General features: G+C 39.7%; 13 protein-coding genes and 1 pseudogene. 1 reads left to right on the top strand and 13 read right to left on the bottom strand.

Translation table 11 applies throughout. The features are described 5' to 3' along the window. Positions 1-2: 2 nt before the first annotated feature. From def to ABS917_RS00675, 6 genes and pseudogenes are all read right to left on the bottom strand, one after another. The gene (def, locus tag ABS917_RS00700; protein WP_350477222.1) at positions 3-494 is read right to left on the bottom strand and encodes a peptide deformylase; all 492 of its coding nucleotides are present in this window, start codon (positions 492-494) and stop codon (positions 3-5) included. A gap of 23 nt (positions 495-517) precedes the next feature. Then, positions 518-2926 (bottom strand): primosomal protein N', encoded by a 2409-nt coding sequence (priA, locus tag ABS917_RS00695; protein ID WP_350477221.1) that lies wholly within the window; start codon positions 2924-2926, stop codon positions 518-520. A gap of 14 nt (positions 2927-2940) precedes the next feature. After that, positions 2941-3486, bottom strand: a pseudogene (coaBC, locus tag ABS917_RS00690) (bifunctional phosphopantothenoylcysteine decarboxylase/phosphopantothenate--cysteine ligase CoaBC); the annotation flags it as partial. An 87-nt stretch (positions 3487-3573) separates the two neighbouring features. Then, a complete protein-coding gene (gene rpoZ / locus ABS917_RS00685; RefSeq protein ID WP_350477220.1) occupies positions 3574-3798 on the bottom strand; it encodes a DNA-directed RNA polymerase subunit omega in 225 nt (74 codons plus the stop codon). A 4-nt stretch (positions 3799-3802) separates the two neighbouring features. Beyond that, positions 3803-4420 carry a guanylate kinase gene (gene gmk / locus ABS917_RS00680; RefSeq protein ID WP_350477219.1) on the bottom strand — a complete coding sequence of 206 codons (618 nt, stop codon included), beginning with the start codon at positions 4418-4420 and terminating at the stop codon, positions 3803-3805. Positions 4421-4436: 16 nt separating this feature from the next. Beyond that, positions 4437-5312, bottom strand: coding sequence for a YicC/YloC family endoribonuclease (locus ABS917_RS00675; RefSeq protein WP_350477218.1), 876 nt, complete (start codon positions 5310-5312; stop codon positions 4437-4439). Positions 5313-5629: 317 nt separating this feature from the next. On the opposite strand from ABS917_RS00675, the gene ABS917_RS00670 reads away from it, so the two are divergent. Further along, a complete protein-coding gene (locus tag ABS917_RS00670) occupies positions 5630-7312 on the top strand; it encodes an Rqc2 family fibronectin-binding protein (RefSeq protein ID WP_350477217.1) in 1683 nt (560 codons plus the stop codon). A gap of 52 nt (positions 7313-7364) precedes the next feature. Here ABS917_RS00670 and ABS917_RS00665 read toward each other — a convergent pair whose 3' ends face one another. The 7 genes from ABS917_RS00665 to pyrF all read right to left on the bottom strand — a co-directional run bounded on the left by ABS917_RS00665 (position 7365) and on the right by pyrF (position 15125). Continuing rightward, positions 7365-9215, bottom strand: a complete 1851-nt coding sequence (locus ABS917_RS00665; RefSeq protein WP_350477216.1) for an oligopeptide ABC transporter substrate-binding protein — start codon at positions 9213-9215, stop codon at positions 7365-7367. 17 nt (positions 9216-9232) lie between these two features. Further along, positions 9233-10147 (bottom strand): ABC transporter permease, encoded by a 915-nt coding sequence (locus ABS917_RS00660; protein ID WP_350477215.1) that lies wholly within the window; start codon positions 10145-10147, stop codon positions 9233-9235. A 40-nt stretch (positions 10148-10187) separates the two neighbouring features. Further along, complete coding sequence (opp4B, locus tag ABS917_RS00655; RefSeq protein WP_350477214.1) at positions 10188-11150, bottom strand: oligopeptide ABC transporter permease; 963 nt, start codon at positions 11148-11150, stop codon at positions 10188-10190. A gap of 1 nt (position 11151) precedes the next feature. After that, on the bottom strand, positions 11152-12099 hold the full coding sequence (locus ABS917_RS00650; protein ID WP_008403359.1) for an ATP-binding cassette domain-containing protein: 948 nt from the start codon (positions 12097-12099) through the stop codon (positions 11152-11154). Then, positions 12096-13106 carry an ABC transporter ATP-binding protein gene (locus ABS917_RS00645; RefSeq protein WP_350477213.1) on the bottom strand — a complete coding sequence of 337 codons (1011 nt, stop codon included), beginning with the start codon at positions 13104-13106 and terminating at the stop codon, positions 12096-12098. Before ABS917_RS00645 ends, ABS917_RS00650 begins: the two co-directional genes overlap by 4 nt. 677 nt (positions 13107-13783) lie before the next feature. Further along, the gene (pyrE, locus tag ABS917_RS00640) at positions 13784-14416 is read right to left on the bottom strand and encodes an orotate phosphoribosyltransferase (protein ID WP_350477212.1); all 633 of its coding nucleotides are present in this window, start codon (positions 14414-14416) and stop codon (positions 13784-13786) included. Between the two features lies 1 nt (position 14417). Further along, positions 14418-15125 (bottom strand): orotidine-5'-phosphate decarboxylase, encoded by a 708-nt coding sequence (gene pyrF / locus ABS917_RS00635; protein ID WP_350477211.1) that lies wholly within the window; start codon positions 15123-15125, stop codon positions 14418-14420.

Genomic DNA, 15125 nt, shown 5'->3' with positions numbered 1-15125 from the left:
GATTACTCCTCCTCAGCGTCCGCGTATAGCTCTTCTATTTCTTCCTCTGTTAATACACGCGTCATTTTCGAATCAAATAAAATGCCTTCTAAATGATCGATTTCATGCAAAATACAACGTGCTTCAAAGTCTTCAGCTTCAAGTTCATAAATCCGTCCTTCACGGTCAGACGCTTCGATTTTTACGTAAGTTGGGCGTTTGACCATTCCAAACAGGTCCGGGAAACTTAAACAGCCTTCTACATCTTCTTCTTCACCACGTGTTTCAATAACGATCGGATTGATCATTTCTAAAATATCTTCGCCTAATTCTACGATTGCTACACGTAAATCAACATTAATTTGAGGTGCAGCAATTCCTACACCATCATTTTCTACCATCGTGTCATATAAATCATCTAAAAGTTGAATGATTTTTTCATCGATCACTTCAACTTCTTTCGTTTTTTGTGATAATACATTCGCTGGGTTTTTCACAACTTCTTTAATTGCCATTTTAATACCTCTTTCTATATGCATTAGATCATTGTCGGATCTAAATCAACTGTTAGCACAATGCCTTTTTTAATCCATTCCGATCGATACAGTTTTATAAGCTGTAAAAGAACCGGAATTAAATTTGGCTCTACTTTATATTTTATCAAACATTGATAACGATATCTATTTTGGAGACGAGCGATACTCGCTGTTGTCGGTCCAATAACGGAAACATTAAATGATAAATTGGAACGCAAATACTCCGCGACACGTCCTGCATATTCTGCAGCAAACATGACGTCTTCATGGGAAACTTGAATAAGCGCAATATAATAATAAGGCGGATATCCGGCAATATGTCTTGCATGCATTTCGCGTTCATAAAACGGTGTATAATGCTGATCTTTAGACAGCTGGATCGCATAATGCTCCGGTGTATACGTTTGAATATATACTTCACCAAGCTTATTATGGCGTCCTGCTCGTCCACTAACTTGCGTCATGAGCTGGAACGTTTTTTCCGCAGCCCGGTAGTCAGGTAAATGAAGCGATGTATCGGCACTCAATACTCCTACTAATGTAATATTCGGGAAATCAAGCCCTTTTGCGATCATTTGCGTACCCAGCAAAATATCCGCTTCACCTAGACCGAACGCATCGAGCATTTTTTCATGTGCTCCTTTTTGTTTAGTCGTATCGACATCCATCCTCATGACACGAGCTTCCGGAAACAGCTTATAAATTTCTTCTTCCACCTTTTGCGTACCGGTACCGAAATAACGGATATTTTCACTTAGGCATTCCGGACATGTTTCCGGAATATATTCGTCATGGCCGCAATAATGGCATTTCAGCTTTTCCTGATAGCGGTGATACGTTAACGAAATATCACAGTTTGGACATTGCACTGTTGTCCCGCAATCCCTGCACAATACAAACGATGAATAGCCGCGGCGGTTTAAAAACAGCACGGTCTGTTCTTTTTTATCTAGACGGTCACGCAACGCCTCCATAAGCGGTTCAGAAAACATCGAGCGGTTTCCTGCCTGAAGCTGTTCTCTCATATCGATAATCTGAACAGACGGCAATGCCTGGTTTTTTGCGCGCTGTGACAATGTCAGCAATGTATATACACCTTTTTTAGCACGTGCAAACGATTCTAATGCTGGTGTTGCACTCCCTAAAATAACAGGGCAATTATAATAATTTCCGCGCCATATCGCTACATCCCGTGCATGATAGCGGGGTGAATCCTCCTGCTTGTATGTTGACTCATGTTCTTCATCCAATATAAGCAGACCGAGATTTTTAAACGGTGCAAAAACAGCTGACCGTGCACCTACTACTACCTTAACTTTCCCTTGCTGTACTTTCCGCCATTCATCATATTTTTCACCGACCGACAATCCGCTATGCATAACCGCTACTTCATTACCGAAACGCGATTTGAAACGCTCTGTCATTTGCGGTGTTAAGGATATTTCAGGTACGAGTACAATCGCTTCTTTTCCGTCTGCGATTGTACGCTGAATCGCCTGCAAATACACTTCTGTTTTCCCGCTGCCTGTAATCCCGTGAAGTAGAAAAGTCTCTTGACGCTTATCATCTATCGCTTCCGTGATTTTTTTCAGTGCCACGTCCTGCTCATCTGTTAATTGTAAAAAGTCTGTTTTCACGACTTCCTTTGTAAACGGGTCGCGGTAAACTTCTTCTTGTATATACGCTGCTGCCCCTTTATCAATGACACTGTTTAATACACTGCTTGTCACTTGGACGGCTTCATAAATTTGTTCCGGTAAAACGACGGCTCCCGCATGCTCCTGCATCCATTCCATTAACGCAAGCTGCTTCGGTGCCCGTTTCCCCATTTGTCCGATAACTTCTTCTATTTGTTCACGGGAATATATTTGAACTTTACGCACTTGTTTTACTTGGCCTTTTTGCTTCACTTGATTTTCAATATTGAGAAGGCCGTCTTTTACTGCCCGTTTTACTGGTTTTAATAAGTTTGCCTTTTCAAATTGGACTAGATTTACTTTTTCAGTTTTCTCGAAGTACGTTTGCAGCATTTGCGGTAATTGGGACACTTCGCCTTGCAAGACGGCATACTTTTCATACTTCGCCCGCAACGCACCAGGCAGCATTACTTGCAATGCATCAATTTCGTAACAGATTGTTTGGTGCTTCAGCCATTTTGCCAAGCTCAGCATTTCCTCGGTTAAAATCGATTCCAGATCGAGTATTTCCGAGATCGGCTTTATTTTTTCCGCAGGTACGTCTGATTCAGTTGTAATGCCGACGACAAATCCAAGCACATTACGCGGTCCGAATGGTACTTTGACGCGACAGCCTATGTCAATCAGCTCTTCCCAATCTTCCGGTATTAAATAATCGAAAGGTCGGTCAACCGGATATGCGGAAACATCAACGATTACTTGTGCAAATCTCATTGTCCATCGCTTCCCGATTGTTCACGAAAATGTTTTTCTACAATTGCCGTAATTTTTTCCGGCTCTTCCAGACGCCCTTTCCCTACATAGCCGCATGCCAAAAATCCTTCAGACGGTTCGATAAAGCGGATGCCATCTTCATGAAGTTGTGCAATATTCCGTAAAACGGCCGGATGTTCATACATATGTACATTCATCGCCGGTGCCACCCACACAGGTGCAGTTGTTGCAAGTAAAGTTGTTGTCACCATATCATCAGCCATACCATGTGTCATTTTCGCAATCATATTGGCTGTTGCAGGAGCTACGATAACTAAATCCGCCCAATCCGCCAAATCAATATGGGCAATGACATTGGAATCTTTTTCATCGAAAGTATCAAAAAACACGTCGTTTTTAGACATCACTTGGAAGCTTAAAGGGGTAACGAATTTTTGTGCAGAAGCTGTCATAATTACTTTTACATTAAAGCCTGCCTGAGACAGTTTACTCACTAACGCAACCGCTTTATATACGGCAATCCCACCCGAAACACACAATAGTATATTGTTTTTTTTCATTATTTTACCGTCCTTTCAAAGGATAAGCTCCCAAAGAAAAATTCTTAGGGAGCTTCTACTCAGGGAGTATTCTTTTTACATTACCAACTAGATTTCGTCTTCGTAAACAGTTGAAGCGTCTTGTTGAACTTTGCGAAGCTTTCCGGCAGCTACTTCTTCCAATGCTTTTCCTACTGGTTTGTAAGAAATGTATGAGCTTAAGTGCTCCCCGCCCTCTTCTTGCATTTGGCGCGCGCGTTTTGATGCTAAGCTTACTAAAGAATACTTAGAATCGATTTGTTTTTTCAACTTATCTACTGATGGATATAACATGGTTTCATTCTCCTCTCAACATTGACAAATAGCGTTTTTCCACACGTTCACGACGACAGTGTTCTGCTACTATGATAGCATTTATTTTATCACATGCATTTTGAACTTGGTCATTTTCTACAACATAATCATATAAACTCATCATTTCGACTTCTTCACGAGCAGTAGCAATACGACGAGCGATTACATCTTCTGTTTCCGTACCACGACCAACTAAACGTTGTTCCAATTCGGAAATGCTTGGTGGTGCTAAAAAGATAAACAACGCATCTGGTGCTTTTTCACGAATTTGTGCTGCTCCTTGTACTTCAATTTCCAAAAATACATCGCGTCCAGCTTCTAGCGTTTCCTGTACATATGCAAGTGGTGTACCGTAATAATTGCCCACAAATTCTGCATGTTCCAGTAAGCCTCCTTGCTCGATTAACGCTTCGAATTCCTCACGTGTTCTAAAGAAATAGTCTACACCATCTTCTTCTCCTTCGCGAGGATTACGTGTTGTCATTGAAATCGAATATTCGTAATTCGTATCAGGCTGTGAAAAGAGCTCTTTGCGAACTGTCCCTTTACCAACACCTGATGGACCAGATAAAACAATTAATAATCCACGTTGTTTTTTCATAAGTAACTCCTTTATATCATTCAATATTTTGAACTTGTTCACGCATTTTTTCTAAAATCGTCTTCGCTTGCACAACTGCAGCTGAACATTGGGTAGACTGATTTTTTGAACCGATAGTATTAATTTCCCGGTTCATTTCCTGCATAATGAAATCAAGCTTGCGTCCAATCGCAATGTTTTCAGCTAAAGTTTCGGATAACTGATTAAAATGGCTCTCTAAACGGTCCAGCTCTTCAGTAATATCAATTCGCTCTGCAAAAATCGCAACTTCCGTAAGTAAACGATCGTCCAATGATTGACCGCTTGTCACTTCTTCTAATCGGCTCATTAAACGTTCACGATATTTTTCAACTGCCAGCGGTGCATATTGCCGTATTTCAGCAATTTGCGCTTCCAGGTCTGCTTTGTACTGCAGCATCACTTGCTGCAATCCTTGCCCTTCACGATCACGCATCGCAATGAGGTTTTGGATCGCTTCTGCCAAAGCATTTTTTACAGCATCGATAATTTCATCCTGCATGAACTCAATTTTTTCAACTTGCAACACTTGGTCCAAACTTACAATTTCCTGCATTGTCCACTTTTCCTCCATCGGAACCGTTTGTGACAACTCCCTTTTTGCCTGGAGAAAAGCATTGAGCAGTGACCAATTGATTTGAATCGTCTGTTCAGTGTCATGGAGCTCCTTTAGAAAAATGATAACATCTATTTTCCCACGAGAAACTGCATCCGACAACATTTTTTTTGCTACTACTTCAGATTCCATCCATTCTTTTGGAAACTTTGTATTAATTTCTAAAAAACGATGATTCACAGCACGAATTTCAACAGTGAGTTGAAAGTGTTTCGTTGTTGTGACCCCCCTGCCGAATCCGGTCATACTACGTACCAAGGTTCGTCACATCCTTCTTTACTTAATTGTTTCAATTATAGCATATGTGTTATCAATTTTGCGTTAACGTCTATTATCCAAATATATATTTTATCATAGTTATGGTGCAATGAAATACTTTTTAATTATCAGGATTTAAATAAGATAAAGACTCTAAATTTAAAAAGGTTGATTGAAATGGAGGGGCGGCAACTCCCTATATAAAGATGGCATTTTGTTTCCTTCTTATATAGTAAATTACGATAACTACAGGTTTAATCAAAAAAATGGTATGATAAAACAATCAAAGAGACTTATTTAACGAAAGAGGCATAAAGATGGCATTTGACGGACTATTTACTCGTTCGATGAGCAAGGAACTACAAAGCCTGACTTCCGGACGTATTACAAAAATTTATCAGCCGAATGCACTTGAAGTTGTATTGCAAATTCGTGCAGCAGGCCAAAACAGTAAACTATTATTTTCTATCCACCCTTCATATTCCCGCGTTCACATAACTGATCAATCGATCGAAAATCCGGCAGACCCGCCTATGTTTTGTATGCTGTTACGCAAACATATTGAAGGAGGCTTTATTTCATCTGTTGTTCAGGACGGCTTTGAACGGGTGATCACTTTTGAAATCGACAGTAAAAATGAAATCGGCGATGCTGTAAAGCGAAAGCTTGTCATCGAAATTATGGGGCGTCATAGTAACTTGCTGTTAATAGATGCTCAGAATAATGTCATTATTGACAGCATCAAACATTTGCCGCCATCGATGAACAGCTACCGGACTGTTTTACCCGGTCAGCAATATATTGCACCGCCACAGCAACAGAAAATCGCACTGACAAGTTTATCCGATGTAGAGCTGAAAGAGGTTTTCTCAAAACAACCTACAACTAAAGATATTGTCGAACAATTTGCCGGTTTCTCTCCTTTGCATGCAAATGAGTTGCTGCACCGCATCACGACAAATGATGCTGTACCGGCATGCAGACAGCTGATGAACGAAATCGCAACGAGCGCAAACCCAACCTATGTTGAGCAGGAAGGAAAAATCTATTTCTCTCCAACAGCGCTAACACATTTATCAGGTGCTGTTACAAATTATGAAACACTTGGAGAACTGCTTGATCGTGTATTTTTTGCCCGTGCAAAGCGTGACCGGGTGAAACAGCAAGCCGGTGACCTCGAACGCTGGCTGCAAAATGAACTGAATAAATTAAAGCTGAAACAAAAAAAACTGCAAAAAGATTATGAACGAGCTCAAAATCTGGAGCAGTTCCAACTTTACGGTGAGCTTTTGATGGCCAATCTTTATAATTTCGAAAAAGGCGCAGAATTTGTAGATGTTGAAAACTATTACAGCGAAAACGCCGAAACAGTAAGAATACCGATTAGCCCAAGGAAAACACCGATTGAAAATGCGCAAAGCTATTACACAAAGTACAATAAAGCGAAGACAGCGTTAGTTATGATTGAGGAACAGAAGCAAAAAGCAGCGGAAGACATTAACTATTTGGAAATGCTTACTCAGCAAGTGCAGCAAGCCTCCACTAAAGATATTGAAGAAATCCGCGAAGAGCTGGCAGAACAAGGTTTACTACGAATCCGCCAGGCAAAACGGAAAAAGAAACCGACAAAACCTGAACCGGAAAAATTTGTGTCATCTTCCGGTGTTTCAATTTCGGTCGGCAAAAACAATAAACAAAATGATTATTTGACATTCAAGATCGGAAAACGCAACGAAGTATGGCTGCATACGAAAGATATTCCGGGATCACACGTTGTCATCCATTCGGAAGACCCCGATGAGCAAACATTGACGGAAGCCGCTGTATTAAGTGCTTATTTCTCTAAAGCACGTGACTCTTCGTCGGTGCCGGTAGATTATACGGAAATTCGCCATGTGAAAAAACCGAATGGTGCAAAACCAGGATTTGTCATTTATTTCGAACAAAAAACGCTTTATGTAACACCTGATGAAGCGATTGTGATGCAATTGAAAAAATAAACATTGAAAAAACCGCTTAGAAAATTTCTAAGCGGCTTTTTTGTTGCTGATATTATTTAATTGGTGCGTCAGCTGTTAATTCAAGTAATTGTAAATCATCCATTGTATCATTAGCATAGTTAGCATTGTAGTTTTTCACACGTTTGTTAACCGGAATGATTTCTGTACGGAAGTATGTCGGAATTGTTGTTGCTTGTTCGAACATATACTCTTCCCACTTACGGAATGCATCCGCACGGTATTCTGGATCTACCGCTTCTTTAGAGTCGATATCAACTAATAATGCTTGTAATTCCGGTGTTACGAAACGGCTGTAGTTGAATGAAGCTCCTTCACCGTATAAACCAAGTGGAGATGGGTTTGTACCAGTACCCCATGCTGCCATGAACATATCGATTTCCGGATCATCCGCTTTTACTTTGTCGTAGAAGCTGTTGAACTCGATTAAACGGCCAGTTGTTAACTGTACATCTAAACCAACATCTTTCCAGTTTTGACGGTAGTATTCAACGATTGCTTCGTCAGTATCAGAACCTGACATACCTGCCATGCGGATTTCGAACTTTTCACCGTTTTTATCTTCACGGATTCCGTCGCCGTCAACATCTTTGTATCCAGCTTCATCTAATAATGCTTTTGCTTTTTCCGGATCATAGTTGTATCCTTCTAAAGAATTGTCATGGAATGAAGCGAACGCTGGCGGAATTAATGATGTTGCACGTGAACGTAACCCTTGGTAGAAACGTTCACCAACTTGCTCGATATCCATTGCATAAGCAATTGCCTTACGTAAGTTAGCATCATTCATTTTTGCATTTTCATCCGTAATGTTTAAGCCGGTCTTATCCTCTCCTCCTTTTGCATCCCATTTACCAAGCTTGAAGCCAAGGTAAGAGTATGCTAACTCCGGACGAGCTAATACTGTTAAGTTTTCAAGATCTTTTACGCCATCATACTGGTTCGTCGGGTATGAAGAAGCCATATCATATTTACCTGTACGTAATGCTTCACCGATAGAAGATGAAGGGACAACTTGTAATACAACTTTGTCTAATTTCGGTTTACCTTTGAAGTAATGCTCGTTCGCTACGAACTGAACAGATTCACCGTCAACTAATTTATCTAATTTAAATGGTCCTAAAGTTACAGGAGATTTACGTACAGCATCTGAAGAGATTAAGTCCTTAACTGGAATATCCTTCAGCACATGTTTCGGCGCTGCATAACCCCATAAACCGTCACCTAAAGAATAGATAGCCGGCGAAACTTTAGTCATAGAAATTTCAACTGTTTTATCATCGATCTTTTTGATACCAGAGATTGTATCTGCTTTACCTGCCTTATATTCAGCAGCACCGATGATGTTTTTGAAGTCATCATCATAACGGATACCTGTATAATCCGGATGACCGATAATTTCATATGGATAAATGATATCTTCAACTGTTAGTGGCGTTCCATCAGACCATTTCACCTCATCAGGCTGGATAGTGATTGTTACTTTGTTGTTATCTGCATCGACATCTAACTTCGCAATCCCTTCATCAGTTACAAGGAAGTCGCCATCTGTATCGAAAATTACATTTGACATGAAGCCTAAAATTTCAGCATCATAAGCATCTTCATATAATTCCCAAGAGAAAACACCTTGGAAAGGAGAATCTGTTACTAATGCATATTGTAACGTACCACCTTGAATTGCTTCTCCATCATTTGTAACTTCTGATGGAAGTGTTGGAGATTCTGCAGTAGAACCGCCGTCATTTGTATTTTCTTCTGTCTTTGTGCCATCTGTATTTTCAGCTGGTTTTTCAGTTGTTGTTTCGTCATCGCCTCCACAAGCTGCTAATACTAGTGCCGTAGCAAATACTGATGACAGCATTAAACCTTTCTTTTTCTTCATCTGTTTTTCCTCCCTTATTATCCTAAACGTTGTTTTGCGTCAGCAGAGCGTCGTAACGCTTGACCAACGTAATTTATACCAAGCATCATTACTAAGATCAATATTGATGCAGGCAACCATACCCACCATTTACTCGATAGAATTATCGGGTTCATAGCATAACTTACTAAAGTTCCTAAACTTGGTGTTGACGGTGGTAAACCGAAACCTAAGAACGAAAGACCTGTTTCGATCCCTACATTCCCCGCAAAGCTTAATGTCACTTCGACAATTAACAGCGAGCTTAAGTTTGGCAACAACCCTTTAAACATGATTGCGAAATCACTTGTACCCATTGTTTTGGAGGCACTAATGTAATCGCGTCGTGCTTCAGAAAGTGCTTTGGATCGCACAAGTCTGGCCGTCGACATCCACTGAAATGCTGCAATAATTAAGATCAGATCCAATATTCCGTATGATGGAATGATTGTCACGACTACGATGATGATCATAGTAGTTGGTAGAGTGATAAAGAAATCAATAATACGCATGAAGAAATTATCGATGAAACCACCGTAATACCCCATAATAATACCAAGACCGATACCTACTACATTTGCAATAATTGTAATAGCAATTGCAATCAAGATTGAGTTTTTAGCGCCAATGATCAGCTGCCCGAACATATCCCGTCCGGCTTCGTCGGCGCCAAGGAGATAACCTCGGACACCTGGTTCAGTGAAGCGCTCCAATAATTGGATTTTCATTACTTCAGTCTGATCAATAGTGAAGATTGCCATGATCATAATCGCAATCATTAGCAGAATACTTCCTATTAATGAGAACATTGCTAATTTATCTTTTTTAAACTCTCTCCATATTACTTGAATACCAGTTGGTGGAGAGCTTTGAGATTCTAATTTTTCTACTGTCTGTTCATTTTTGTTTTCCATGATTAAAATCACCTCTCCTTAGTCATTATTAATTGATTGATTAGTCTATGCGAATTCGCGGATCCACTATACTTAAGATAATATCGGATAATAGACTACCTAATAATGCTAAGAAGCCGTATAACATTACTAATGCCGTTATTACACTGTAGTCACGACTTGAAATGGATTCGACAAACAATTTACCCATTCCCGGATAAGCGAATACAGTTTCAATGAAAATCGATCCACCGAGTAAACCGGTAATCGTGAATCCTAAGAACGCTGCAATCGGTAACAATGAGTTACGGAAGATATGACGTGAATATACTTTCTTCATCGGTATCCCTTTACTGCGTGCTGTTTTAACATAATCCATTGTTTTTGCATCAATAATTTCCGAACGTAAATATTGAATGACACCCGTCGTACCTAGCAGTGCATAGCTGGCTGCCGGTAACAGTAAATGGTAGAACTTACTCCAATAATAACTCCAGGTTCCCGGGTCTAACCCTATTTCCACCGTACCACTTGTCGGGAACCACATCAGTCGGTAGCCGAAAATGAAAACGAAAATTAAATATAGTACGAATGCAGGGATTGCATAAGAGATAAAGCTGTAAAGTACAATAGACTTATCTAAAAATGAATCGTGGTAACGTCCTGCCAGTACTCCTAGAGGAATCGCCAGCACATAAAGGAAAATTACACTAAGCAATGAAAGTAATAATGTGTTCATTGCACGGTCTCCAATAATATCTGCAACCGGCTTTTTAAATGTATAACTTTGACCGAAGTCACCTTGTGCTGCATTTGTTATCCAGTTATAGTACTGTACATACCATGGATCGTAGAAACCTGCTTTAACACGTAATTCTTCAATAACATTCGGATCTGTTTCAGGAGTAATTAATCCTGTAAATGGATCCCCTGGCATTTGTTTCGCTAATATGAAAATTAGGAGACTTAAAATAAATAGCTGCGGAATCATTATTAATACACGGCGAACTATCGTTTTCCACATACTATACACGCTCCTTTTCATCTTCAGACATTGCTACTCTATGTGAGTCTGAAATCGATTTTAAAGGATATACTTTTCCATCCTTATCGTAATATTTATGTTGTTCCTGGCGATATGCTGCTTCAACTTGCTGACGTTCAAGCTTACGTTCAATTCGAGTTTCAGGCTCAATATCAGGAATTGCAGAAAGCAGACGATTTGTATAAATATGCTGCGGATTTGTGTAAATATCTTCACGCTTACCTGTTTCTACGAATCTACCTTTATACATAATAGAAATGTGGTCACACATATGGCGAACAACACCTAAATCGTGAGAGATGAATAAATAACTAATTCCATATTGTTCCTGAATATCCTTCATAAAGTTTAAAACTTGTGCCTGTACGGATAAATCAAGTGCCGAAACCGGCTCATCCGCGATAATCATTTTTGGGTTACATGCAACTGCACGGGCAATCCCTAAACGCTGCTTTTGTCCACCAGAAAACTCGTGTGGATATTTAAGTAGTACGTCCTCTGACATCCCTACAATTGCGAGTAGCTCATTAATGCGCTTTCGCTCTTCTTGCGGAGACAACTTCAGGAAATTACGAATTGGCTCTGCTAAAATATCCAATACACGTTTACGCGGGTTCATACTGGAATGCGAATCCTGGAATATCATCTGGATATCACGGTTATATGCTGAATCACGTTTACGGCGTGCATTTGTTACATCTTCACCTTCATAAAGAATACGGCCTGATGTAATTTTTTCCAACCCGATAATCGCTTTACCGGTTGTAGATTTACCTGAGCCGGATTCACCTACAAGACCGTAAGTTTTTCCGCGGTCAAATTCCATCGTTACACCATCTACTGCGTAAACATGGTCAACTACTGTGTTAAAAAATCCACCTCGGATCGGGTAGTGAACTTTTAAATCTTCTACTTGCATGAAACTCATTGATTTACGCTCCCTTCCTCATCCTCAAAATGGAAATCTTTCCAGCAAGTACAGCGTACAAGATGGCCAGGAGCTACTTCATGAAGCTGTGGATCTGCTTCATGTGCTGATTGTGGAACCCAAGGAATACGTGATGAGAAACGGCAGCCTTGGCGTGGTAACTTCATTAAAGAAGGAACCATCCCTTGAATTATTTCTAATTTTTCATTCTCACTGTTTGTTTGAGGAATTGATTTCAGCAAAGACCTTGTATACGGGTGCTTCGGATTTCTGAATAATTCCACAACAGGTGCTTCCTCTATTACTTCTCCGGCATACATTACAGCTACTCGGTCCGCTACTTCAGCAACAACCCCTAAGTCGTGTGTAATTAAAATAATGCCTGATTGAATTTCATCTTGCAGAGACTTCAATAAATCTAAAATCTGTGCTTGGATTGTTACATCAAGTGCTGTTGTCGGTTCGTCCGCAATAATGATTGCAGGCTTTCCTGATAATGCTATCGCGATCATAACACGCTGACGCATACCGCCCGATAACTGATGAGGGAATTGTTTTGCTACACGTTGCATATTGGCGATCCCTACTTGATCCAGTAATTCAATAACACGTTTTTCACGTTGTTCTTTAGTTAATTTTGTATGATAAATTAACCCTTCTTCAATTTGCTCTCCGATACGCATTAATGGGTTTAATGCAGAAAGTGGATCTTGGAAAATGAAACCGATGTCATTTCCTCTTAACTTATTAAACTGTTCATCTGTCAATTTAACTAAGTTTTGATTGTTATAAAGAATTTCCCCTTCAACTTTTGTAGTTACTGAATTGTGCAACCCGACTACTGATGTTGCCAAAGTACTTTTCCCGCAACCTGATTCACCAACAATTGCTAAAATCTCATTTTTGCGAAGCGTTAACGAAACATTGTCTACAGCTGGGTAGTATGTATCTTTAATTCGGAAACTCGTACGTAAATTTCGGATTTCTAATAATTCATTCGTAGACATTAAATAACCGCTCCTTTCTCCTTAAACATACAATCGACTCTGCTAAACTCGCTCTATATTAAATTTTTCCAAATAGATTAAAATACCCTTATCAAAAAAATTTAAACCTTGCTAATACTCAGTCTTTTTAAAATATTAATAATTTGTTAATTTTTGTACTACTCTGTAAATTATCCATAAAATATAATTACCTGTCAATTATTAAACTTTCTAACTATTCTAATTTAACATTTTAAATTTATCAATAGCAAACTATTCTTTTAAGTTTAAATTTTCCGATAATTTACCTCAAAAATTAACGATTAGCGATTATAATTATGTCTTTTTAACATAAAAACGTCTAGAAATACTTTTTTTTGTTGTTTAATAAAATTTAAATTCATTAAACTTCATTATTAAAAAAACTGATAATTTGCATAATGGAATTATATAACTATAACAAAAACGTGTAAAGTATATTTTTGATAACTTCGCACGTTTTTGAATATTTTTAATATTTTTTTATTTTGCATTAACAGGTATTAAGACACCCAAGCGGGAGATCAACTACCGTAAAAGCCCGATCTGTTCGGGCCAACACGATGTCGGTCACACAAGCGTTGTCACAGGATGTGACGGTTTTAGCTTGTGTTCCTTCAATCCGTGGGGATAAAGCCCCCACAAATTAAAGCATTACTTTATTTCAGTTTCCCTGTCTTTAAGTCCTGATGCCACTTTTTTAAGAAGGGAATATCATCTTCCTGAATGGCTGCTGCTTCTTTTGCTGCATCGATTAAGTAGTCAAAATTTGTTAATGAAACAAATTTAACGCCTGCTTCATCAAATACCTGATCCGCTTTAGGCAGATTATATGTATACACGCAAACGACCCCTAACACTTCACAACCTGCATTGCGTAATGCTTCAACAGCAGTAATGGATGAACCTCCTGTTGAAATGATATCCTCGATTACAACGACTTTCTGACCTTTTGCATATTTTCCTTCAATCTGGTTCCCGCGCCCGTGCTCTTTTGCTTTTGAACGCACATACACCATCGGCAACTGCATAATATCCGCAACCCAGGCAGCATGAGGAATCCCCGCAGTAGCAGTACCCGCCACTACTTCACAGTCAGAAAAATGCTCGTTGATTAATGAGGACAGTCCATTGGCAAGCTGTTTACGAATAACAGGATCTGAAATTGTTAAACGTGTATCACAGTATATCGGCGACTTAATTCCTGAAGCCCATGTAAATAAATAGGTAGGATTTAATTCCACTGCTCCTACTTTTAGCATTGCATGTGCAATTTCGTTTTGTAATGACATTTTAGTTAGCCTCCCATAAGTTACAAACTTCTTGATACGCTTTTACCGGATTGACGGCTCCGGTAATGGCACGACCTACAACAATTAGTGATGAACCGTCCTTTTTAGCTCCATCAGGAGTTGCAATACGCTGCTGATCATGTGCCTCCCCACCGAGCATACGAATACCCGGTGTCACCCTTAAAAAGTCGTCGCCGCATGCTTCACGGATTGCCTGCGCCTCATGAACAGAACAGACTACGCCTTGAAGGCCTGCTTGTTTTGTCAGCTGAGCATAATGTAAAACGGATTCTTTTAAAGATAGTGCAATTTTTTGCTCATCTTGCATCTGCTGTTCTGTCGTAGACGTCAGTTGTGTAACGGCAATTAATGCTGCTCTTTTAGCTCCGGCTGCTGTACCGGCCTCCAAACCTTCCAACGCACCTTCCATCATCTTACGTCCACCTGCTGCATGGACATTCACTAAATCCACGCCAAGCCCTGCTAAGCCCTTCATCGCTGATTTCACAGTGTTCGGGATATCATGAAGCTTTAAATCTAAAAATATATCGTGTCCCTGCTCTTTTACTTTTCGCACAATATTAGGGCCTTCCTGCATATACAGTTCCATCCCGATTTTAACGAAAAGTTTTTCTTCAAATTGCCCTAAAAAGCCCATAACTTCATTTTCACCGGGAAAATCTAAAGCAATAATAGGTTTTGTATTCAT

The sequence above is a fragment of the Solibacillus sp. genome (assembly GCF_040273735.1).
GTDB lineage: Bacteria > Bacillota > Bacilli > Bacillales_A > Planococcaceae > Solibacillus.
This window is presented reverse-complemented; position numbering and strand designations above follow the sequence as displayed.

Coding starts and splice junctions, on each gene's coding strand:
- def (WP_350477222.1), bottom strand. CDS start 494: ATGGCAATTAAAGAAGTTGTGAAAAACCCAGCGAATGTATTATCACAA.
- priA (WP_350477221.1), bottom strand. CDS start 2,926: ATGAGATTTGCACAAGTAATCGTTGATGTTTCCGCATATCCGGTTGAC.
- rpoZ (WP_350477220.1), bottom strand. CDS start 3,798: ATGTTATATCCATCAGTAGATAAGTTGAAAAAACAAATCGATTCTAAG.
- gmk (WP_350477219.1), bottom strand. CDS start 4,420: ATGAAAAAACAACGTGGATTATTAATTGTTTTATCTGGTCCATCAGGT.
- ABS917_RS00670 (WP_350477217.1), top strand. CDS start 5,630: ATGGCATTTGACGGACTATTTACTCGTTCGATGAGCAAGGAACTACAA.
- ABS917_RS00665 (WP_350477216.1), bottom strand. CDS start 9,215: ATGAAGAAAAAGAAAGGTTTAATGCTGTCATCAGTATTTGCTACGGCA.
- ABS917_RS00660 (WP_350477215.1), bottom strand. CDS start 10,147: ATGGAAAACAAAAATGAACAGACAGTAGAAAAATTAGAATCTCAAAGC.
- opp4B (WP_350477214.1), bottom strand. CDS start 11,150: ATGTGGAAAACGATAGTTCGCCGTGTATTAATAATGATTCCGCAGCTA.
- ABS917_RS00650 (WP_008403359.1), bottom strand. CDS start 12,099: ATGAGTTTCATGCAAGTAGAAGATTTAAAAGTTCACTACCCGATCCGA.
- ABS917_RS00645 (WP_350477213.1), bottom strand. CDS start 13,106: ATGTCTACGAATGAATTATTAGAAATCCGAAATTTACGTACGAGTTTC.
- pyrE (WP_350477212.1), bottom strand. CDS start 14,416: ATGTCATTACAAAACGAAATTGCACATGCAATGCTAAAAGTAGGAGCA.
- pyrF (WP_350477211.1), bottom strand. CDS start 15,125: ATGAATACAAAACCTATTATTGCTTTAGATTTTCCCGGTGAAAATGAA.